The sequence below is a fragment of the Streptomyces sp. Edi2 genome, from assembly GCF_040253635.1.
Lineage (GTDB): Bacteria > Actinomycetota > Actinomycetes > Streptomycetales > Streptomycetaceae > Streptomyces.
In genome coordinates this window covers 2,339,988-2,360,395 of the sequence record NZ_JBEJGX010000003.1, presented here as the reverse complement: position 1 = coordinate 2,360,395, position 20,408 = coordinate 2,339,988, and the positions used below count along the sequence as shown (strand labels likewise).

General features: G+C 68.8%; 22 protein-coding genes. 13 read left to right on the top strand and 9 right to left on the bottom strand.

Annotated features, from left to right (window positions below):
• Window positions 1-78: 78 nt before the first annotated feature.
• Complete coding sequence (locus ABR737_RS13825) at window positions 79-1,164, top strand: methyltransferase domain-containing protein (protein ID WP_350250473.1); 1,086 nt, start codon at window positions 79-81, stop codon at window positions 1,162-1,164.
• Window positions 1,165-1,208: 44 nt separating this feature from the next.
• On the opposite strand, the gene ABR737_RS13820 is transcribed toward ABR737_RS13825, so the two are convergent.
• The 3 genes from ABR737_RS13820 to ABR737_RS13810 all read right to left on the bottom strand — a co-directional run bounded on the left by ABR737_RS13820 (window position 1,209) and on the right by ABR737_RS13810 (window position 2,556).
• Complete coding sequence (locus tag ABR737_RS13820) at window positions 1,209-1,415, bottom strand: DUF397 domain-containing protein (protein WP_350250472.1); 207 nt, start codon at window positions 1,413-1,415, stop codon at window positions 1,209-1,211.
• A gap of 113 nt (window positions 1,416-1,528) precedes the next feature.
• Window positions 1,529-1,732, bottom strand: coding sequence for a DUF397 domain-containing protein (locus tag ABR737_RS13815; RefSeq protein ID WP_350250471.1), 204 nt, complete (start codon window positions 1,730-1,732; stop codon window positions 1,529-1,531).
• Entirely contained in the window at window positions 1,711-2,556 is an 846-nt protein-coding gene (locus ABR737_RS13810; RefSeq protein ID WP_350256780.1) for a helix-turn-helix domain-containing protein, read from the bottom strand. Before ABR737_RS13810 ends, ABR737_RS13815 begins: the two co-directional genes overlap by 22 nt.
• Window positions 2,557-2,684: 128 nt before the next feature.
• Here ABR737_RS13810 and ABR737_RS13805 point away from each other — a divergent pair, with 128 nt between their 5' ends.
• Window positions 2,685-3,059, top strand: coding sequence for a hypothetical protein (locus ABR737_RS13805; protein ID WP_350250470.1), 375 nt, complete (start codon window positions 2,685-2,687; stop codon window positions 3,057-3,059).
• A gap of 196 nt (window positions 3,060-3,255) precedes the next feature.
• Window positions 3,256-3,702: a hypothetical protein gene (locus ABR737_RS13800; protein ID WP_350250469.1), complete on the top strand. Its 447-nt coding sequence runs from the start codon at window positions 3,256-3,258 to the stop codon at window positions 3,700-3,702.
• A gap of 256 nt (window positions 3,703-3,958) precedes the next feature.
• Here ABR737_RS13800 and nadA read toward each other — a convergent pair whose 3' ends face one another.
• Window positions 3,959-5,158 carry a quinolinate synthase NadA gene (nadA, locus tag ABR737_RS13795; protein WP_350250468.1) on the bottom strand — a complete coding sequence of 400 codons (1,200 nt, stop codon included), beginning with the start codon at window positions 5,156-5,158 and terminating at the stop codon, window positions 3,959-3,961.
• A 379-nt stretch (window positions 5,159-5,537) separates the two neighbouring features.
• On the opposite strand from nadA, the gene erpA reads away from it, so the two are divergent.
• Window positions 5,538-5,891 carry an iron-sulfur cluster insertion protein ErpA gene (erpA, locus tag ABR737_RS13790; RefSeq protein ID WP_030256738.1) on the top strand — a complete coding sequence of 118 codons (354 nt, stop codon included), beginning with the start codon at window positions 5,538-5,540 and terminating at the stop codon, window positions 5,889-5,891.
• A 194-nt stretch (window positions 5,892-6,085) separates the two neighbouring features.
• On the opposite strand, the gene ABR737_RS13785 is transcribed toward erpA, so the two are convergent.
• Both ABR737_RS13785 and ABR737_RS13780 read right to left on the bottom strand, forming a co-directional pair.
• The gene (locus tag ABR737_RS13785) at window positions 6,086-7,606 is read right to left on the bottom strand and encodes a hypothetical protein (protein ID WP_350250467.1); all 1,521 of its coding nucleotides are present in this window, start codon (window positions 7,604-7,606) and stop codon (window positions 6,086-6,088) included.
• A gap of 126 nt (window positions 7,607-7,732) precedes the next feature.
• Window positions 7,733-7,960, bottom strand: coding sequence for a hypothetical protein (locus tag ABR737_RS13780; RefSeq protein ID WP_350250466.1), 228 nt, complete (start codon window positions 7,958-7,960; stop codon window positions 7,733-7,735).
• A gap of 159 nt (window positions 7,961-8,119) precedes the next feature.
• Here ABR737_RS13780 and ABR737_RS13775 point away from each other — a divergent pair, with 159 nt between their 5' ends.
• Entirely contained in the window at window positions 8,120-9,094 is a 975-nt protein-coding gene (locus ABR737_RS13775) for a carbohydrate kinase family protein (RefSeq protein ID WP_350250465.1), read from the top strand.
• 17 nt (window positions 9,095-9,111) lie between these two features.
• Here ABR737_RS13775 and ABR737_RS43915 read toward each other — a convergent pair whose 3' ends face one another.
• Together ABR737_RS43915 and ABR737_RS13770 are read right to left on the bottom strand one after the other, a co-directional pair.
• Window positions 9,112-9,273 (bottom strand): sulfurtransferase TusA family protein, encoded by a 162-nt coding sequence (locus ABR737_RS43915; RefSeq protein WP_502964317.1) that lies wholly within the window; start codon window positions 9,271-9,273, stop codon window positions 9,112-9,114.
• Complete coding sequence (locus tag ABR737_RS13770) at window positions 9,270-10,589, bottom strand: cysteine desulfurase family protein (RefSeq protein ID WP_502964316.1); 1,320 nt, start codon at window positions 10,587-10,589, stop codon at window positions 9,270-9,272. Before ABR737_RS13770 ends, ABR737_RS43915 begins: the two co-directional genes overlap by 4 nt.
• 384 nt (window positions 10,590-10,973) lie before the next feature.
• On the opposite strand from ABR737_RS13770, the gene ctaC reads away from it, so the two are divergent.
• The 4 genes from ctaC to ABR737_RS13750 all read left to right on the top strand — a co-directional run bounded on the left by ctaC (window position 10,974) and on the right by ABR737_RS13750 (window position 15,473).
• The gene (gene ctaC, locus ABR737_RS13765; RefSeq protein WP_350250464.1) at window positions 10,974-11,936 is read left to right on the top strand and encodes an aa3-type cytochrome oxidase subunit II; all 963 of its coding nucleotides are present in this window, start codon (window positions 10,974-10,976) and stop codon (window positions 11,934-11,936) included.
• A complete protein-coding gene (gene ctaD / locus ABR737_RS13760; protein ID WP_350250463.1) occupies window positions 11,933-13,669 on the top strand; it encodes an aa3-type cytochrome oxidase subunit I in 1,737 nt (578 codons plus the stop codon). The genes ctaC and ctaD overlap by 4 nt, the downstream gene beginning before the upstream one ends.
• Entirely contained in the window at window positions 13,666-14,064 is a 399-nt protein-coding gene (locus ABR737_RS13755; RefSeq protein WP_030083935.1) for a cytochrome c oxidase subunit 4, read from the top strand. Before ctaD ends, ABR737_RS13755 begins: the two co-directional genes overlap by 4 nt.
• Window positions 14,065-14,198: 134 nt before the next feature.
• Window positions 14,199-15,473, top strand: coding sequence for a L,D-transpeptidase (locus tag ABR737_RS13750; protein WP_350250462.1), 1,275 nt, complete (start codon window positions 14,199-14,201; stop codon window positions 15,471-15,473).
• A 17-nt stretch (window positions 15,474-15,490) separates the two neighbouring features.
• On the opposite strand, the gene ABR737_RS13745 is transcribed toward ABR737_RS13750, so the two are convergent.
• Entirely contained in the window at window positions 15,491-15,892 is a 402-nt protein-coding gene (locus ABR737_RS13745; protein ID WP_350250461.1) for a DNA-binding transcriptional response regulator, read from the bottom strand.
• Between the two features lie 263 nt (window positions 15,893-16,155).
• Between ABR737_RS13745 and ctaE the strand changes: the two genes are divergently transcribed.
• The 4 genes from ctaE to qcrB all read left to right on the top strand — a co-directional run bounded on the left by ctaE (window position 16,156) and on the right by qcrB (window position 20,367).
• Complete coding sequence (ctaE, locus tag ABR737_RS13740; protein WP_086717031.1) at window positions 16,156-16,776, top strand: aa3-type cytochrome oxidase subunit III; 621 nt, start codon at window positions 16,156-16,158, stop codon at window positions 16,774-16,776.
• Between the two features lie 86 nt (window positions 16,777-16,862).
• Window positions 16,863-17,672: a cytochrome bc1 complex diheme cytochrome c subunit gene (qcrC, locus tag ABR737_RS13735; protein ID WP_350250460.1), complete on the top strand. Its 810-nt coding sequence runs from the start codon at window positions 16,863-16,865 to the stop codon at window positions 17,670-17,672.
• A complete protein-coding gene (gene qcrA / locus ABR737_RS13730; protein WP_350250459.1) occupies window positions 17,669-18,733 on the top strand; it encodes a cytochrome bc1 complex Rieske iron-sulfur subunit in 1,065 nt (354 codons plus the stop codon). Before qcrC ends, qcrA begins: the two co-directional genes overlap by 4 nt.
• On the top strand, window positions 18,730-20,367 hold the full coding sequence (gene qcrB, locus ABR737_RS13725; protein ID WP_350250458.1) for a cytochrome bc1 complex cytochrome b subunit: 1,638 nt from the start codon (window positions 18,730-18,732) through the stop codon (window positions 20,365-20,367). The genes qcrA and qcrB overlap by 4 nt, the downstream gene beginning before the upstream one ends.
• The last annotated feature ends 41 nt before the right edge of the window (window positions 20,368-20,408 follow it).

Genomic DNA, 20,408 nt, shown 5'->3' with positions numbered 1-20,408 from the left:
GCAGCAGAGCCCGAAGGAATCCGACGGCCGGTGGACCAAGCCGGTGACCGATCCGCCGAAGAAGTAGGGGGCGGCGCCATGTCCTCGCCGAGCCGGCTGGTGGAAATCCTGCACAACAAGGGCGAGTTGCCCCCGGAGTGGGCAACGACGGTCGCCGCCGTCGACCGCGCGCACTTCGTCCCTGACACCTTCGAGGTGGCCGACCGCACGGTCTCCCGCGCCGCGGACGAGGCGGAGTGGCGTCGGATGGTCTACGCCGACCTGCCCCTGATCACCCAGCACAACGACGGCCGGCGCGCGGCGGGCGAGGTGGCCTTTCCCACCTGCTCGACGTCCATGCCCTCCCTCATGCTGGCGATGGCCGCGATCGTCCGGGACGGCGACTCCGTACTGGAGGTCGGCACCGGCACCGGCTACCACGCCGCCTGGCTCGCCCACCGGCTCGGCGGGGACCGTACGACCACGATCGAGACCGACAAGGCCCTGCACGACATCGCCCGGGACAACCTCGCCCGGGCGGGCCTGCACCCCCACATGGAGTGCGGCGACGGCCTGGCGGGCGTCCCCGCTCGGGCCCCCTTCGACCGGATCATCGCGACCTGCACGGTCCGCGACATCCCCTACGCCTGGGTGGAACAGACCGCCCCGGGCGGCACGATCCTCACCCCGTGGGGCTCGTCGTTCCACTCCTACTCGTTCGCCACCCTGACGGTCCGCGACGGACGGGCCACCGGCGGCTTCTCCGGCCGCCCGGCCTTCATGTGGGCCCGCCAGCAGCGCCGCTCCTACGGCCGCATCAGGGACTGGTACCACGGCGAGGAGGGCGAGCACTCCATGACCACGCTCGACCCCCGGGTACTGGAGGACGATCCGCACGCCCGCTTCGCCGTCGGACTGCGGGTGCGGGACGCCTGGCCGCTGCTGTGCCACGCCGACGACGGCAGCGACGAGGCCACGTACTGGCTCTTCGACGACGCCCGCACATCATGGGCCACCGCCGAATACGTCCCCGGCCGTGCGGTATACGACACGGAACAGCACGGCCCACGCCGCCTGTGGGACGAGGTCGAGCACGCCTACCACGCCTGGCGGACCCAGGGCAGCCCGCCCCGCGACCGCTACCGCATCACCGTCACCGCCGCCGGGCAGCGCGTTTCCCTGTGACCGGACCCGACCCGGCGACGCACCGGGACGGCCCGAGCGGTGTACTAGCCCTGGTCCTTGAGGGATTCCACGAATGTGGTCCAGGCCGCGTGGGGGATGAGGAGTGCGGGGCCGTGGGGGTTCTTGCTGTCGCGTACGGGGACGAGGCCGGCGAAGTCCTCGGCGATCTCGATGCATTCGCCACCGTTGGAGTTGCTGTAACTGCTCTTGCGCCAGCGGGCGGTGCTCAGGTCAACCGGGGCGTGTCGCATGGCCTGTGGTCCTCCATTGCCTTTCGGATCAGATCCGCCGACTTCGTGAGAGGTGCCCTGCTGCTGTAGCGCAGCCCTTCCCCGCGATGTGCCGGGAAGGGCGAACGCCGCTGTTAGCTCTGGTCCTTGAGGGATTCCACGAAGGTGCTCCAGGCCGCGTGGGGGATGAGGAGCGCGGGGCCGTGGGGGTTCTTGCTGTCCCGTACGGGCACGAGGCCGGGGAAGTCGTCGGCGACCTCGACGCAGCTTCCGCCATTGGTGTTGCTGTAGCTGCTCTTGCGCCAGCGAGCCGCGCTCAACTCGGATGTGTGTCGCATGGCTTGTAGTCCTCCATTGCCTTTCGGATCAGGTCCGCTGACTCCGTCAGTGAGAGGGCATTCGCACGCAGCACCTCGTACCGACGCCGCCACTTCTTCACAGCTTCCGAACCCTCGTGGAGGTGCGCGGTCTCGATGCCCTCTTCGTAGGCCATGGTGGAGCCGTTGGGAAGCGTCAGCAGATTCAGGGCGCCGCCCATCAGCGGGTACGGACCCGCGCTGAACGGCATGACCTGCACCTTACTGTCGGGAGTATCCACCTGTTCGAGCAGCCGAGCCAGTTGTTTGTGCATGCACTCCCTGCCGCCCGCGTGCCGCCGGAGCACAGCCTCGTCGATGATCACCCATCGGTATGGCCGGGCGGCCGATCGCAGACGCTCCTGACGGGACATCCGGGCGTTGACGCGCTCTTCGACCTGTTCCTTGGTCAAGTCTTCCTGGCAGCCCAGAGAGTCGCGAGCGTACTCCTTGGTCTGCAGCAATCCAGGCACGGCCTGCGGTTCATAGACCTCGATCACCTCGGCGCGTGCCTCGAAGTCCATGAACCGCCGGTACTGATCCGGATGTGCCTCCCTCTTCGCCAGCTGGTACAGGCCGTGGAAGTACTCCTCCGTGCCGAATGCCGCGTCGAGCGCGGCGGGGAGTTCCGGCGGTGGCATCAGCTCTGCCGCTTCGACGCGCGCCAGCGTGCTCTTGCCGAAGTTGACGATGTTCGCCAACTGCACCAGCGACAGTTTTGCGCGCTCGCGGTGGCGGCGCTGTTCGGAGCCGAAGAAGTGGCGTGCGGACAGGTACGGGGTCAGTTCCTTCGACGTGAACTTCATATCCGTCAGCTCTCGGTCGTCCCAGCTCAACAGGCGGACGAGACACCCGCGTTGAGGCCATGTCCCACGGGGTGGCGATGGCGATACACACGGTAATGAGAAGGGTCGATTCGAAGGAAGCGAGCCATATGTTCGAGAGTTCGCCGCCGCGGTGTTCGCCTCCGCGGCTGCTGCCGTGGACCAGGCCGGACGGCGCCCCGTGCTACCTGAGCACGGACAACCCCGACAGCCCCCTCTCCCTGCTGGCCGACCATGCCGAGGACGAGCTGATCGAAGCCGCCGAGGCCCTGCTGGAGGAGACCGGGGCCCGGCCCGCCGTACGGGGCGCCGATGCCCGGGAGCTGTGCCGGACGGCCGCCGCACTCCACCAGGCGCTGCGGGACGTGTTACGGATCGCGGTCAGCCGGGGTGACCGGCTGCCGGAGCCCTGCGACCACGGGGAGACCAGATTGTGCGAGGGCCGGACCTGCTGCCGGGCCTGCCGTCAGCAGATCTATCTGTAGAGCGGTAGCGGAGCACGTGACGCTCCGTCTGCGGGCGGAGCGGCGCACGCAATTGGCGTCGCACGGACTTGGCGGCGCACCCAGGTGGCGGTGCACGGATACGGCGGTGCACACATTTGGCCGTGCACCTCTCGCCGATCGCGGGGGCCGGTGGTTTCGTGGCGGGTGGAGCTGGACCGACGAAAGGTGAGCAACCGTGCCGTCCGCGCTGGCCCACAGGGCCACCCCCGTCATCGCGCTCGGGCTGGGCCTCGCCCTGGCTCTCGCGGGACCGCCGTCCGCCCTCGCCTCGTCGGGCGACGTCCGGGTCCGCGTCGGCGTGACCGGCGGCCCCTACACCGCGAGCGTGGGACTCGTCATCACGGGACCGCGCACGCTCCTGGGCGGTTTCTACTGCGCCGCCGACGGTCTCTCGCCCACGCCCCTCACCGCCCTGGTCGACGCCGATGAGCAGTACGGCCTCGGCGGCGTGAAGGCGCGCTGGGACACCAAAGCCCAGGATTTCGTCGTCACCGAGATCCACGGCGACGCCGCCGAGGGCAAGAAGAAGTGGAACGCGTACGTGAACGAGGAGAAGATCAAGAAGGGCCCCTGTCACACCGCCATCAAGGGCGGCGACAAGGTCCGCTGGACCCTGGAATAGCCACCCCGCCACCAAGCAGAGCCAATGGCCCGCCCCCACTCACGTTCACTTCCTCCCCCACGGGAGGGGACGGGCCGGAGGGGCCTGGTGTGTGGACGTAAAGCGAAGCAGTCCACACACCAGGCCCCGGAGGCCCGTCACCGCACCCACAGCCCCGCGCAGCGGACCGGCCCGCCGCAGGCGCAACGGCGGGCGCACCGCGCAGCGGGCGCAAAACGGCGAGCAACCCCCACGACGGGAAAGCCAAAAGCGTGGGCTACGGCAACGCCAGCATCCGCTCCAGCGCCAGCTTCGCAAAGCTCTCCGTCTCCTCGTCGACCCGGATGCGGTTGACGACCTTCCCGGCGGCCAGCGACTCCAGTGTCCACACCAGGTGCGGGAGGTCGATGCGGTTCATCGTCGAGCAGAAGCAGACCGTCTTGTCGAGGAAGACGATCTCCTTGTCCTCCGCGGCGAAGCGGTTGGCCAGCCGGCGGACCAGGTTCAGCTCGGTGCCGATCGCCCACTTCGAGCCGCGCGGGGCGGCCTCCAGCGCCTTGATGATGTACTCCGTCGAGCCGACGTAATCCGCCGCCGCCACGACCTCGTGCTTGCACTCGGGGTGGACGAGGACGTTGACGCCCGGGATGCGCGCGCGGACGTCGTTCACGGACTCCAGCGAGAAGCGGCCGTGCACCGAGCAGTGGCCGCGCCACAGGATCATCTTCGCGGCCCGCAGCTCCTCGGCGGTCAGGCCGCCGTTCGGCTTGTGCGGGTTGTAGACCACGCAGTCGTCCAGGGACAGGCCCATGTCGCGGACGGCGGTGTTGCGGCCGAGGTGCTGGTCGGGCAGGAACAGCACCTTGGTCGCACCGGGCTCGCCCTGCTCGAACGCCCAGTCCAGCGCCCGCTTGGCGTTGGAGGACGTACAGATCGTGCCACCGTGCTTGCCGGTGAAGGCCTTGATGTCGGCCGAGGAGTTCATGTAGGAGACGGGAACGACCTGCTCGGCGACACCGGCCTCGGTGAGCACGTCCCAGCACTCGGCGACCTGCTCGGCGGTGGCCATGTCGGCCATCGAGCAGCCGGCGGCGAGGTCGGGCAGGATGACCTGCTGGTCGTCGCCGGTGAGGATGTCCGCGGACTCCGCCATGAAGTGCACACCGCAGAAGACGATGTACTCGGCGTCCGGCCGGGCGGCGGCGTCCCGCGCGAGCTTGAAGGAGTCGCCGGTCACATCGGCGAACTCGATGACCTCGTCGCGCTGGTAGTGGTGCCCGAGGACGAAGACCTTCTCCCCGAGCTTCGCCTTGGCCGCTCGGGCGCGCTCGACGAGGTCGGGGTCCGACGGGGCCGGCAGATCGCCGGGGCACTCCACGCCGCGCTCGCTCTTCGGGTCGGCCTCGCGGCCGAGGAGGAGCAGGGCCAGCGGGGTCGGCTGGACGTCCAGGGGCTGGGCGGTGGTCACAACACGCACCCTCTCTTTTCTTCGATGAGCGCGGCGCAGCCGCATCCGTGGGAGCCGGTGGGTCCACCGGGAGCCTTTTCGTCTATATGACGCTATCTATCATAGTCGCTTCACGTCACTTTGACGATGGCGATTGTGTCGATGTGACGCATCAGTGCCCCTGGCCTGTGCCGTGGGTCCTCGGCTTGCGCCGTGTGCGGTCGGCCACGTGTTCCCGGCGGCCGGTGTGCGAGCATGAGGAGAGAACAAGGCGAGAGGCTCGCCCGGACGGTGTCCGGAAACCGGCTTCTCGGCAATTCGCGCCCAGCCGGAATTAATCCGGGACGTCGCCGGTTGCAGCTGGTTGCATCCGATGACAAGCGGTCCGTACAACCCGGGAGAGATGTAGATGAGCGTTCAGGACGAGACCACCGTCAGCGACGGCATCATCCTGTCCGACGCGGCCGCGTCGAAGGTCAAGAGCCTGCTGGAGCAGGAAGGCCGGGAGGACCTCGCGCTGCGGGTGGCCGTTCAGCCCGGCGGCTGCTCCGGTCTGCGCTACCAGCTCTTCTTCGACGAGCGTTCGCTCGACGGCGATGTCGTCAAGGACTTCGACGGCGTCAAGGTCGTCACCGACCGGATGAGCGCCCCCTACCTGGGCGGTGCCTCCATCGACTTCGTCGACACCATCGAGAAGCAGGGCTTCACGATCGACAACCCGAACGCCACCGGCTCCTGCGCCTGCGGCGACTCCTTCAGCTAAGGAGCGCGGGCTCCGGCCGACGCGCGCGGACTCCGGTCAAGGAGTACGGGCGCCGGCCGAGGAGCACGGCAGCTCGCCGAAAGGCGGCGCCCCCCCCGAGTGGGGGAGTGCCGCCTTTCGTTTTCCCGTCTCCGTGCGGCCGCCCGCGGTGGCCGGTGCCGCTGTGCCGCCGGGGCGGCCCGCACCGCGTCCGGTCACCGCTTGGGCACGGACTCACCGGTCGACACATCGACCACCTTCCGGCCGTCCAGCGGCTTCTGCAGCGTCACGGTCTTGGTGAACTCCTTGGCGATCTTCACGCAGACCTGGCCCGGCTTCTTGTCCTTGCCGACGACCTTGGTCTTCACCTCCGAGCCGGACTCCTCGGCGCTCGCCGAGTAGGTGCTGCACACCCCGCCCCAGAAGTGCACCGTCAGCTTCTTGCCGCCGTCGCCCACGGCGTACGACTCCAGGGCCATCGCCCCGGGCTTGCCGGACGGCTTCGCCGCGCTCGGTGACCCGCCGCCCCGGTGGGCCAGGTACTTCGGGTTCACCGCCGGGTGCGCGATCGTCGTGGTGGCGTCCGGACCGCTGCCGGCGCCCGGCTGGCGCACCTTGTACAGCCACGACGGCACCAGCGCCTGCGCGCCGTCCACGTACTGCACCGAGAGGCCGAAGACGGCGCCGGTCACCTCCGACGGCTGCTGCGCCTTCGTCGGCGCCGGCTCGCACGGCGCTATCCCGCCGCCCTTGCCCCCCTTGGCGTCCTTGCCGCCCTTGTCACCGGGCGTCGAGGGGCAGCCGGCCGGCGTGCGGCCCTCGCCCGTATTCAGCCGGTCCAGCGTCTTGGCGGCGTCCAGCACCGGATAGTCCGCACCCTTGGCCGGGTTCGCCAACTGGCCGCTGCCGCCGACCACCTGGCCGTCCGAGCCGACCTGCAGATCGCTCTGCCAGCCGTACGTCGGCAGCCCGCCGAGCACCGGATTCGCGCTGACGATCCGCACCGCGCCGGACAGCCCGCCCGCGTCCAGCCTGGCGTTCTCCTGACCGAGCGCCTTCAGCGCCGGCCGCACGGCCTTCTCGGCCTTCTCCGGCGACACCGCGCCCTTGCTGTCGTCCTCGGTCGTGACGTCGCTGCCGCCGCGGTACGAGGGGCAGCCGGGCCGGCCCGACGGCGCCGCGCCGTCGGCCTGGTCCTGGCCCTTGCCGCCCTTGGGGGAGGAGGGCAGGGCACAGTTCGTACCACCCGGCGTGCCGTACTGCGAGTACGTCCAGGCGCCCGAGCCGGACTTCTTCACTTCCAGGACGGGGCTGCGGGCGTCCCGCGTCGGCCCGCCGACCTTCCAGGAGGTGCCCTCCGAGCGGACCTTTCCGGACACATCCAGGGCCTTCGCCAGTCGTTCCACGGACTCGCGGCTGATCTCGCCCTTGGGGCGGTACACCGGCGCGGATGCCGGGCCGCCGGGCAGCTTCGCCACCGCCCGGTACTTCGCGCCCTGCGGGTTGGGCTCGCCGGCCGCGATCGAACCGCCGCCGGTGTAGCCGTCGAGCGCCAGCGGTGGAGGGTCGCCCTGGGCCGCTGCACCCGCGTCTTCGTTGCTGGACGCGGACGAGACCCAGTACGCCGCGCCGCCCCCGGCGAGAAGTACCGCCGCGGCCATCGAGGCGACCACCACGGGGGTGCGCCGCCTGCGCTCCTTGGGGTTCGGGGTGTCGGTGGTGTCCTCGGTGTTCACCGCATCGCTCCTTCGGCTCCGCTGAACATCTGACGTGCCATCCTCCGTGAGGTGACGCCGATGGGACGGAGCGGGGGTCGATACGGTTCCGGCCGGGCGGCCGGTCAGCCGCCGTACGGGGACATTTCAGTCGCCGTACTCGGACATTCCGTCGACGAGCGCGGCCGAACGGGAGGGGACCTCGACGCCGTGCAGATCGGCGGCGCGCCCCGGTGCGGGCGTGGATCGCCGCCCGGACGTCCACCGGTCCGCCATCCGTGCGCAGTCGCCGCGCAGCTGGTCGAGCGATTCGGGGTCCTGCGCGGCGGGCGAGACGCCCTCACGCGGTGTGACGGCTTTCACAGGTTTGGTCATAGGGGCACCGTACGCAGCCATATACCGAGGAGAAAGACCTACTATTGGGTAGTTTCAGCCATTCCAAGTGTCCGGGATGACCGGGTGGCGCGCGACCCCGGCGGGTAGCGTGGCTACACGTCAGCCCGCCCCTACGCCTTCCGCAGGAGCAGACCCGTCGTGCGTATTGCAGTCACCGGCTCCATCGCCACCGACCACCTGATGACCTTCCCCGGCCGTTTCGCCGATCAGTTGGTCGCCGACCAGCTGCATACGGTCTCCCTCTCGTTCCTGGTCGACCAGCTCGATGTCCGCCGCGGCGGCGTCGCCGCCAACATCTGCTTCGGTATGGGCCAGCTCGGCACCGCGCCGATCCTGGTCGGTGCCGCCGGCAACGACTTCGAGGAGTACCGCGCCTGGCTCGACCGCCATGGCGTCGACACCCGCTCCGTCCGCATCTCCGAGGTGCTGCACACCGCGCGCTTCGTGTGCACCACCGACGCCGATCACAACCAGATCGGCTCCTTCTACACCGGCGCGATGAGCGAGGCCCGGCTGATCGAGCTGCAGCACGTGGCCGAGCGGGTCGGCGGCCTGGATCTCGTCGTGATCGGCGCGGACGACCCCGAGGCGATGATCCGGCACACCGAGGAGTGCCGCAGCCGCGGTATCCCCTTCGGCGCCGACTTCTCCCAGCAGATCGCCCGGATGGACGGCGACGCCATCCGCACCCTCCTGGCGGACGCGGCCTACCTCTTCTCCAACGAGTACGAGAAGGGCCTGATCGAGTCCAAGACCGGCTGGACCGACGAGGAGATCCTGGCCAAGGTCGGCACCCGCGTCACCACCCTCGGCGCCAACGGCGTCCGCATCGAGCGGGTCGGCGAGCCGGCCATCGAGGTCGGTGTCCCGGAGGAGAATGCCAAGGCCGACCCGACCGGTGTCGGCGACGCCTTCCGCGCCGGCTTCCTGTCCGGTCTGGCCTGGGGCGTCGGCCTGGAGCGCGCCGCGCAGATCGGCTGCATGCTGGCGACGCTGGTCATCGAGACCGTCGGCACCCAGGAGTACGAGCTGCACCGCAGCCACTTCATGGACCGCTTCACCAAGGCCTACGGCCACGAGGCCGCGGCCGAGGTCCAGCAGCACCTGGTCTGACGGGTCCGGACAGGACTTCAGGCGCGGCGCCGCACGACATACGCGGCGCCGCGCTCGGCCGCCCGCTCGCCCAGGTACTCCTGGTCGCGCATGGCGCACCAGGCGGGGATGTCCTGCCGGGCGGCCTCGTCGTCGGAGAGCACGGTCACCGTCCCGCCGGCCGGCACCTCGCCGATCACCTTCGCCAGCTCGATGACCGGGACCGGGCAGCGCTTGCCCAGCGCGTCGACGACCAGCCCGGCGGCTTCAGCCGGCCCGGCGGCCTCGGTGACCTCGGTGGATTCCCCGGGTTCGGCGGCCCCCGCGGTCTCCCCGGCATCGGCGGTCTCTCCGGCCCCGGCCGTCCCCCGGCCCCCGCCGCCGGGACGCCCAGCCGCTCCCGCACCGCGTGCACCACCCGCGGCAGCACCTCCAAGAAGCGCTCGACGTCCGCCTCGTCCGTGCCGTACGGCAGCGAGACCCGCACATTCCCCTCGGACAGCACACCCATCGCCCGCAGCACATGGCTCGGCGTCAGGGTGCTGGCCGTGCACGACGACCCGGACGACACCGAGAAGCCCGCCCGGTCGAGCTCGTGCAGCAGGGCCTCTCCATCGACATAGAGACAGGAGAAGGTGACCAGGTGAGGGAGGCGGCGCACCGGATCGCCGACCACCTCCACGTCCGGGACCAGCTGCGGCACCCGGGTCCGGATCCGGTCCACCAGCCGCCGCAGCCGCGCCGCTTCGTCCCCGGTCTCCGGCCCCGCGCGCAGCGCACGCAGGGACGCCGCGGCGGCCACGACGGCGGGGATGTTCCCGAACCCCGGGCTGCGGCCGGACTCCCGCTCGTCCCGCGGCCCCTGGGGCGCGAACCGGGTCCCCTTGCGGACGGCGAGCAGCCCCACGCCCGGCGGGCCGCCCCATTTGTGGGCGCTCGCCGTCAGCAGCGACCAGGCGCCGGGCACGGGACCCCACGGCAGCGACTGCGCGGCGTCCACCAGGAGGGGGACGGCCGCCTCCCGGCAGAGCGCGGCCACCTCCTCGACCGGCTGTTCGGTTCCCACCTCGTGGTTGGCGGACTGGAGACAGACCAGCGCGGTGTCCGGGCCGAGCGCGGCGGCCACCTCGCCGGCCGCCACCCGGCCCGTACGGTCCACGGCCAGCTCCGCGCGGCTGCCGCCGGCCGCCTCGTGGGCCTCGGCGGCGTGCAGGACGGAGGAGTGCTCCACGGCGGAGTACAGCAGCCGGCTGCCGGCCCGCCGACGGGCCGCCAGCGCGCCGGAGACTCCCGTATGCACCGCCTGCGTCCCCGAAGGGGTGAAAACCAATTCGTCGGGGCGGCAGCCCACCGCCTCGGCCGCGGCCTCCCGCGCGGCGTCCAGCAGCAGCCGGGCGCGCCGCCCCTCGCGGTAGAGACGGGCCGGATCGGCCCAGCCCTCGTCGAGCGAGGCGAGCAGGGCCTCGCGGGCGACCGGATGCAAAGGGGCGGCCGACGCCGCGTCGAAATAGGGCACGTACGAGACGTTAGTCCTCCGGCCCGCGGCCGGGTGGCGGCACCGGTCCCGCCGTGCGGGCGCGCCCGGCTCCCGGGCGCGGCCTGCGGGTGGGAGCGGCCCAGGGGGCGGCGCGGGAGCGCGGCCGGGCACGGCGTCAGATGCCTGGTGGAAGCGGGTATTCGGCCGGTACCCGGGGGTTCCGCGGGCGCCTCCCGCAAGCCCTGGCCACCCCTTAGGGGTGCGTCGCGGCGCGTTGGGCACCCTCCCCGCGCGACCCCAAATAGCGTCCAGTAAGGTTTGGCCCGCATAAACATCCAAACCCCTGCCCGACGCAGGGCGGCGACCGACCAGCGAGTAAGGCCGCAGCCGACCGCGCGGGCGAGACTCTCGGGAAGGCGCTACGTGAGTCCCAACGGCTCCGACCGCTCGTCGCGGCGCCCGATGCGGCGGAAGCTGCCGCAGGTGCTTGCTGCGGGCCTGGTCCTGGCGACCGCTACTGGTTGCACATATAAGGACTTTCCCCGCCTCGGCATGCCAACGCCCGTCACCGACGAGGCGCCGCGGATCCTCTCTCTTTGGCAGGGCTCCTGGGCCGCCGCCCTCGCAACGGGCGTGCTGGTCTGGGGCCTGATCATCTGGAGCGTGATCTTCCACCGCCGCAGCAGGTCCAAGGTGGAGGTCCCCGCGCAGACGCGGTACAACATGCCGATCGAGGCGTTGTACACGATCGTCCCGTTCATCATCATCGCGGTGCTGTTCTACTTCACCGCGCGCGATGAGAGCGCAATCCTCAAGACTTCCAAGAAGCCCGACCACATCGTCAACGTGGTCGGCTTCCAGTGGAGCTGGGCGTTCAACTACCTGGAGAACGTGGACGGCAAGAAGTCGACCTCGGCCATCAACTCCAGCGCACTGTCCGGGATCCCGGACAAGTGGAAGAAGGGCGCTCCGGCCGGTGCCGACGGCGTCTACGACTCGGGCACCCCGGGCGAGCGCAACCCGCAGACCGGCAACCCGGGCCCGACCCTGTGGCTGCCGAAGGGCGAGACCGTCCAGTTCGTGCTGACCTCGCGTGACGTCATCCACTCGTTCTGGGTGGTGCCCTTCCTGATGAAGCAGGACGTCATCCCGGGCCACACCAATGTCTTCGAGGTGACTCCCAACAGGGAGGGCACCTTCATGGGCAAGTGCGCCGAGCTGTGCGGTGTCGACCACTCCCGGATGCTCTTCAACGTCAAGGTCGTCTCCCCCGAGCGGTACCGGGAGCACCTGAAGGACCTGGCGAAGAAGGGCCAGACCGGATACCTGCCGTCGGGCATCAAGCAGACGGATCACGCCAGGAATGCGGAGACCAAGAACCAGTGAGCATCCTCAACGAACCTCAGGGTGCCGCCGCCGATACGGCTCCGGCAGCACCGCCCGTACGCAAGAAGCAACCCGGCATCGCTGCGGTGAAGTGGCTGACGACCACTGACCACAAGACCATCGGCACGATGTACCTGGTCACGTCGTTCGCGTTCTTCTGCGTCGGCGGACTGATGGCGCTGCTGATGCGCGCCGAGCTCGCCCGTCCCGGCACGCAGATCATGTCGAACGAGCAGTTCAACCAGGCGTTCACGATGCACGGCACGATCATGCTGCTGATGTTCGCGACGCCGCTGTTCGCCGGATTCGCGAACTGGATCATGCCGCTGCAGATCGGCGCGCCCGACGTGGCGTTCCCGCGGCTGAACATGTTCGCCTACTGGCTGTACCTCTTCGGCTCGCTGATCGCGGTGGCCGGCTTCCTCACCCCGCAGGGTGCGGCGGACTTCGGCTGGTTCGCGTACTCGCCGCTCTCTGACGCGGTGCGTTCGCCGGGCGTCGGCGCGGACATGTGGATCATGGGTCTGGCCTTCTCGGGCTTCGGTACGATCCTCGGTTCGGTCAACTTCATCACGACGATCATCTGCATGCGGGCACCCGGCATGACGATGTTCCGGATGCCGATCTTCACCTGGAATGTGCTGCTGACCGGTGTGCTGGTCCTGCTGGCCTTCCCGGTGCTGGCGGCGGCGCTGTTCGCGCTGGAGGCGGACCGTAAATTCGGGGCGCATGTCTTCGATGCCGCAAATGGCGGGGCATTGCTCTGGCAGCATTTGTTCTGGTTCTTCGGGCATCCCGAGGTGTACATCATCGCGCTGCCGTTCTTCGGCATCATTTCCGAGGTCATTCCGGTGTTCTCCCGGAAGCCGATGTTCGGTTACATGGGCCTGATTGCGGCGACGGTGTCGATTGCCGGTCTGTCGGTCACGGTGTGGGCGCACCACATGTATGTGACGGGCGGCGTGCTGTTGCCGTTCTTCTCGTTCATGACGTTCCTGATCGCTGTGCCGACCGGTGTGAAGTTCTTCAACTGGATCGGCACGATGTGGAAGGGCTCACTGTCCTTCGAGACGCCGATGCTGTGGACGATCGGCTTCCTGATCACCTTCACGTTCGGTGGTCTGACCGGTGTCATCCTGGCCTCGCCGCCGATGGACTTCCACGTCTCGGACTCGTACTTCGTGGTGGCGCACTTCCACTACGTGGTGTTCGGCACGGTCGTGTTCGCGATGTTCGCGGGCTTCCACTTCTGGTGGCCGAAGTTCACCGGCAAGATGCTGGACGAGCGGCTCGGGAAGATCACCTTCTGGACGCTGTTCGTGGGCTTCCACGGCACCTTCCTCGTCCAGCACTGGCTGGGCGCCGAGGGCATGCCGCGGCGTTACGCGGACTACCTCGCGGCCGACGGCTTCACGACGCTGAACACCATCTCGACGATCAGCTCGTTCCTGCTGGGCCTGTCGATCCTTCCGTTCATGTACAACGTCTGGAAGACGGCGAAGTACGGCAAGAAGGTCGAGGTCGACGACCCGTGGGGCTACGGCCGCTCGCTGGAGTGGGCGACGTCCTGCCCGCCGCCGCGGCACAACTTCCTCACCCTGCCGCGTATTCGCTCCGAATCCCCGGCGTTCGACCTGCACCACCCGGAGATCGCAGCCCTCGACGCGCTGCACAACGGCCGCGCCTCCGAGGATGACAAGGCCCTCGCCGGCGGCAAGGAGGCGGGCAAGTGAAGATCCAGGGCAAGATGTTCATCTGGCTCTCCGTCTTCGTCCTCGCCATGGCGATCGTCTATGGCGTCTGGTCGAAGGAGCCCGCGGGTACCACCGCACTGTTCCTCGCCTTCGGCCTGTGCATCATGGTCGGCTACTACCTGGCCTTCACGGCCCGGCGGGTCGACGCGGGTGCCCAGGACAACGAGAACGCCGAGGTCTCGGACGACGCCGGTGAGCTGGGCTTCTTCAGCCCGCACAGCTGGCAGCCGCTGTCCCTGGCCGTCGGTGGCGCGCTCGCCTTCCTGGGCGTGGTCTTCGGCTGGTGGCTGCTGTACTTCTCCCTCCCGGTGATCCTCGTCGGCCTCTTCGGCTGGGTCTTCGAGTACTACCGCGGCGAGAACCGCACGCAGTAACCAGGGCGCATGACGCCGCGGCGGGCCCGGACACCTCAACAGGTGTCCGGGCCCGCCTCGTTTGGCGGCCGGGAGCAGACCCGTTTGCACTCCTCCAGCGCGCTGGGACAGGTGATTCTTCATATTTTTGGGGCATGAGTCACAGACCTCGAACCCGGACGGTGCTGAGCTGCGGCCTCCTGCTCGTGCCCCTTGCGGTGAGCGCCACCGCGTGCGGGGGCTCGGATTCGGAAGCGCTCTCCGGCACTCCCTACGACGCGGCCGACCAGATCACGGCCAACACCCCGGTCGGCACCAGGAAAGCGGACCCCGACAAGCCGATCGAGGTGTCCGTCAAGGGGGACGACGCGCGGATCACCGACGTGACCGCCACCGACACCACAGGACGCTTCGTACGCGGCGAGCTGAGCGCCGACGGCAGGCACTGGCGCACCACGGCGCCACTGGCCGCCGGGAGCCGCTACACGGTGCGGGTGAGCACCGAGGAGGAGGACGGTTCCCCCGGCCGTAAGACGCTCGTGGTCAACACTCGCGGCGCCGACGGCCAGTTGACCGCCACCTTCGGCCCGAAGGAGGGGGAGTACGGCGTCGGCCAGCCGGTCACCGCGGAAATGAGCCAGCCGATCAAGGACCCCAAGGCCAGGGCCGTCGTCGAGAGCGCCCTGAAGGTCGACTCCATGCCGCGGGTCCAGGGCTCCTGGCACTGGGTGGACGACAAGAAGCTGCACTTCCGCCCCAAGGAGTACTGGCCCGCGCACGCCACCATCTCGGTGCACAGCAACCTGGCGGGCCTGAAGGTCGCCAAGGGGCTCTACGGAGGCCCGTCCAAGCCGGTGAAGATCACCACCGGCGACCGCGTGGAGGCCATCACCGACGCGGCGGCGCACCAGATGACGGTGCTGCGCAACGGTGAGTCGATCAATACCATCCCCGTGACCACCGGCAAGCCCGGATTCTCCACCCGCAACGGCGTCAAGGTCGTCCTCGGCAAGGAGAGCTTCGTACGGATGCGCAGCTCCACGGTCGGCATCGCCGCCGGGAGCGGGGACGCCTACGACCTGCCGGTCCACTGGGCCACCCGGGTGACCTGGAGCGGGGAGTACGTCCACGCCGCACCATGGTCCGTGGGATCACAGGGCGCGGCGAACGTCAGCCATGGCTGTACGGGCATGTCCACCAGCAACGCCCAGTGGTTCTTCAACACCGTGCGTATCGGCGACATCGTCAAGGTCGTCAACAGCGGCGGCGACACCATGACGCCGTTCGACAACGGCTTCGGCGACTGGAACATGCCCTGGCAGGAATGGCGCGAGGGCAGCGCGCTCAAGAACAAGGCCGACACGACCACAGGAGCCGCCGGGCGCGCCCAGGACCCCGCCGACGACGCCCGGCTGCGCCCGAAGTTCTGACGCCGCCCGGCGGCCGCTCAGGCCTGTACGAGGTTCCTGCGGCGCAGCAGGCCGGCCAGGGCGTCCGCGAAGGCCACCGGGTCCAGCGGATGCGTCACCGCGGCATCCGCACGGCTCCAGGTCGCCAGCCAGGCGTCCTGGGGGCGGCCGATCAGCAGCAGCACCGGCGGGCACCGGAAGATCTCGTCCTTGATCTGCCGGCAGACGCCCATCCCGCCCGCGGGTGCGGTCTCGCCGTCCAGCACGCAGACGTCGATACCGCCCTGCTCCAGGGCCGTGAGCACGGCGGGCGCGGTGGCGCACTCCAGGATCTCGATCTGCGGGACATCGGCGGCGGGGCGCCGGCCGGCCGCCAGCCTGACCTGCTCGCGGGTGCCTGCGTTGTCGCTGTAGACCAGCACCGTGGCAGTCGCCTGCATCGTTCCTCCACGCTTCGTAGCGGCACAGCATCGGGTGGGGCGGATGCTACTCCCGCGGCGGGTGTCCGCAGGAGGGGTTGAGCGGATCCATGATCTGCCCGACGGGCCGTCAGGACCGGCTCGGGACGGGCCGGCGGGCGGCGGCCACCCGGTGCGTACCCCCTTCGGGCGACCTCTGAAATTGGGCCGTACGAGCAGGGCATACGTCCTTGACACACCGAACGGCACCCCCCGGAGTGAGGGCGGGATAAGCGACCGACATAATGTCGGTCGTGGCGACAGCAACGACAGTAGAAACCGGGCACGCGCACCCGTCGGTCAATCGGCCGAACCTCACCAGCGTCGGAACCATCATCTGGCTGAGTTCCGAGCTGATGTTCTTCGCGGCCCTCTTCGCGATGTACTTCACCCTTCGTTCGGTGACCGGATCCGAGTATTGGAAGGAATCCGCCAGTGCGCTGAATCTTCCGTTCTCCGCGACCAACACCACGATCCTGGTGCTCAGCTCTCTGACCTGCCAGCTCGGCGTTTTCGCGGCCGAGCGGGGCGATGTCAAGAAGCTCCGGGCCTGGTTCGTGGTCACCTTCATCATGGGTGCGATCTTCATCGGCGGTCAGGTCTTCGAGTACACGGAGCTGGTCAAGCACGAGGGCCTGTCGCTCTCGTCCGGCCCGTACGGCTCGGTGTTCTACCTGACCACCGGCTTCCACGGACTGCATGTGACGGGCGGTCTGATCGCCTTCCTGCTGGTCCTGGGCAGGACGTACGCGGCCAAGAGGTTCACCCACACGCAGGCCACCGCGGCCATCGTCGTGTCCTACTACTGGCACTTCGTCGATGTCGTCTGGATCGGCCTCTTCGCCACGATCTACCTGATCCGGTAACCGGTTCGGGGCCTGTTTCCGGGCCCGCATATCAGACAGACACAGTCAAAGCATCGACGCAGAAGATCCTGACACCGGGGTAATCCGTGAAAAAGCTCTCCGCACGACGGCGCCATCCGCTGGCGGCGCTCGTCGTCCTACTCTTCGCGCTGGCGGTCACTGGGGGGCTGTACGCCGCGTTCGCGCCGGCGGACAAGGCTCAGGCCGATGACACCGCCCAGTCTCTTGCCATCAAGGAGGGCAAGAAGCTCTTCGCCGTGGGCTGCGCCAGCTGCCACGGCACCGGCGGTCAGGGCACCTCCGACGGTCCGAGCCTGGTCGGCGTCGGCGCCGCAGCCGTGGACTTCCAGGTGGGCACCGGGCGGATGCCGGCCCAGCAGCCCGGCGCCCAAGTGCCGAAGAAGAAGAACATCTACACCAACGCCCAGATCGACCAGCTCGCGGCCTATGTCGCGTCGCTGGGTGCCGGCCCGAGCGTGCCGTCCAAGGAGCAGTACAGCGCCGGCGGCGCCGACATCGGCAAGGGTGGCGAGCTGTTCCGCACCAACTGCGCGCAGTGCCACAACTTCACCGGTAAGGGCGGCGCCCTCACCAACGGCAAGTTCGCACCGACGCTCGAAGGCGTGGACCCGAAGCACATCTACGAGGCCATGGAGACCGGCCCGCAGAACATGCCCTCCTTCGGCGACGGCTCGCTGTCGAAGGAGAACAAGAAGGACATCATCGCGTACCTCGGCGCCGTCAACGGCGATGATTCCGAGAGCCCCGGCGGCCTCGACCTCGGCGGTCTCGGTCCGGTCAGTGAGGGTCTCTTCGGCTACATCTTCGGCCTGGGCGCGCTGATCGCGGTCGCCATCTGGGTCGCAGCCCGGACTACGAAGGCCAAGAAGTCATGAGCGAGACTGGACGACACGAAGACGTGCCAGAAGAAACCCTTCCCAGTGAGCGGGAGACGGCTCACGAAGGTGCGGTGGCCACGGCGGAGAACCCCTTCGCCGACCCGGGTCTGCCGCCCCACGAGCACCGCGCCCAGGACATCGACGAGCGGGCCGCCAGGCGCTCCGAGCGCACCGTGGCGCTGCTCTTCGTGGTGTCGATGGTCGCGACGGTCGCCTTCATCGCCTCGTATGTGGCGATCCCGATCGACAAGATCGTCTACATCTGGCCGATCGGTCACATCAGCGCGCTGAACTTCGCGCTCGGTCTGACGCTCGGCGCGGCGCTGTTCTGCATCGGCGCCGGTGCGGTCCACTGGGCCCGCACGCTGATGTCGGACGAGGAGGTCGCCGACGAGCGGCACCCGATCGAGGCCCCCCCCGAGGTCAAGGCCAAGGTCATGGCGGACTTCGCGGCGGGTGCCAAGGAGTCGCAGATCGGCCGCCGCAAGCTGGTCCGCAACACGATGTTCGGTGCGCTGGCCCTGGTGCCGCTCTCCGGTGTCGTCCTGCTGCGTGACCTCGGGCCGCTGCCCGGGAACAAGCTGCGCACCACGAACTGGAAGAGGGGCGTCCGGCTCGTCAACCAGTCCACCAACCTCCCGCTGCGTCCCGAGGACATCGCGGTCGGCTCCCTGACGTTCGCCAAGCCCGAGGGCCTGGAGGAGAACGACGAGGAGTTCGCCGAGAAGATCGCCAAGGACGCCCTGATGCTCGTGCGGATCCAGCCGCAGGACATCAAGGACAAGCACGAACTCTCCTGGTCGCACGAGGGCATCGTGGCGTACTCGAAGATCTGCACCCACGTGGGTTGCCCGATCAGCCTGTACGAGCAGCAGACGCACCACGTGCTCTGCCCGTGCCACCAGTCGACGTTCGACCTCTCTGACGGTGGTCGGGTGATCTTCGGTCCGGCCGGACACGCCCTGCCGCAGCTGCACATCACGGAGAAGGACGGCTTCCTGGAGGCCGCAAGCGGCTTCGAGGAGCCCGTCGGCCCGAGTTTCTGGGAGCGCGGATGAGTAACGAGACAACCGCGACCAGCACACGCCGTGGCCCGGCGCCACGGGGCGAGCGGATCGCGGACTGGGCGGACGGCCGGCTGGGCATCTACAGCCTCGCCAAGTCCAACATGCGCAAGATCTTCCCGGACCACTGGTCCTTCATGCTGGGTGAGGTCGCGCTCTACAGCTTCATCATCATCATCCTGACCGGTGTCTACCTGACGCTGTTCTTCCACCCGAGCATGGCCGAGGTGACCTATCACGGTTCCTATGTGCCCATGCAGGGAATCCGGATGACCCAGGCCTTCGAGTCGACGCTGGACATCAGCTTCGACGTGCGCGGCGGCCTGCTCATCCGCCAGATCCACCACTGGGCCGCGCTGGTCTTCCTGGCCGCGATGATGGTCCACATGATGCGGGTGTTCTTCACCGGCGCCTTCCGCAAGCCGCGCGAGGTCAACTGGCTGTTCGGCTTCCTGCTGTTCGTGCTGGGCATGTTCACCGGCTTCACCGGCTACTCGCTCCCCGACGACCTGCTCTCCGGCACCGGAGTGCGGTTCATCGAGGGCGTCATCCTGGCGATGCCGCTGGTCGGTTCGTACCTGCAGTTCTTCATCTTCGGCGGGGAGTTCCCGGGGCACGACATCATCCCGCGGTTCTTCACGGTGCACGTCCTGCTGCTGCCGGGCATCATGCTCGGCCTGCTGGTGGCGCACCTGATCCTGGTCTTCTACCACAAGCACACCCAGTTCCCGGGTGCCGGCAAGACCAACAACAACGTCGTGGGCATGCCGCTGCTGCCGGTCTACATGGCCAAGGCCGGAGGCTTCTTCTTCCTGGTCTTCGGTGTGATCGCGGCGATCGCCGCGATCGCCAGCATCAACCCGGTGTGGGCCATCGGCCCGTACCGACCCGACCAGGTGTCCACCGGCGCCCAGCCCGACTGGTACATGGGCTTCGCCGAGGGTCTGGTGCGTGTCATGCCGGGCTGGGAGTGGAACTTCTGGGGCCACACCGTCAACTTCGGTGTGCTGATCCCGATCGTGATCTTCCCGCTGGTCCTGGTCGCGATCGCGGTCTACCCGTTCGTCGAGTCCTGGGTCAAGGGCGACAAGCGCGAGCACCACATCCTGGACCGCCCGCGCAACGTGCCGACCCGTACCGGCTTCGGTGTCGCCTGGCTGGTCGCGTACTTCGTGATGCTGATCGGCGGCGGCAACGACCTGTGGGCCACGCACTTCCACCTGTCGCTCAACTCGCTCACCTGGTTCGTCCGGATCGGATTCTTCGTCCTTCCGGTGCTGTCCTTCATCGCCACCAAGCGGATCTGCATGGGTCTGCAGCGGCGCGACAAGGACAAGGTGCTGCACGGACGCGAGTCCGGCATCATCAAGCGCCTGCCGCACGGTGAGTTCATCGAGGTCCACGAGCCGCTCGACCAGGAGCAGCTGCACGTGCTCACCCAGCACGAGCAGCCCACGCCCCTGGAGCTCGGCCCGGAGGTCGACGAGAACGGTGTGGCACGCAAGGTGTCGCGCTTGCAGAAGCTGCGGGCCAAGCTCTCCAAGAGCTACTACGGCGAGGACAACGTCATCGCCAAGCCCACGGTCGAGGAGTACAAGGAGATCACCAGCGGCCACGGCCACCACTGATCACCGCGGCGCCTCATGGCGCACCGTAGGAGCACGCCACC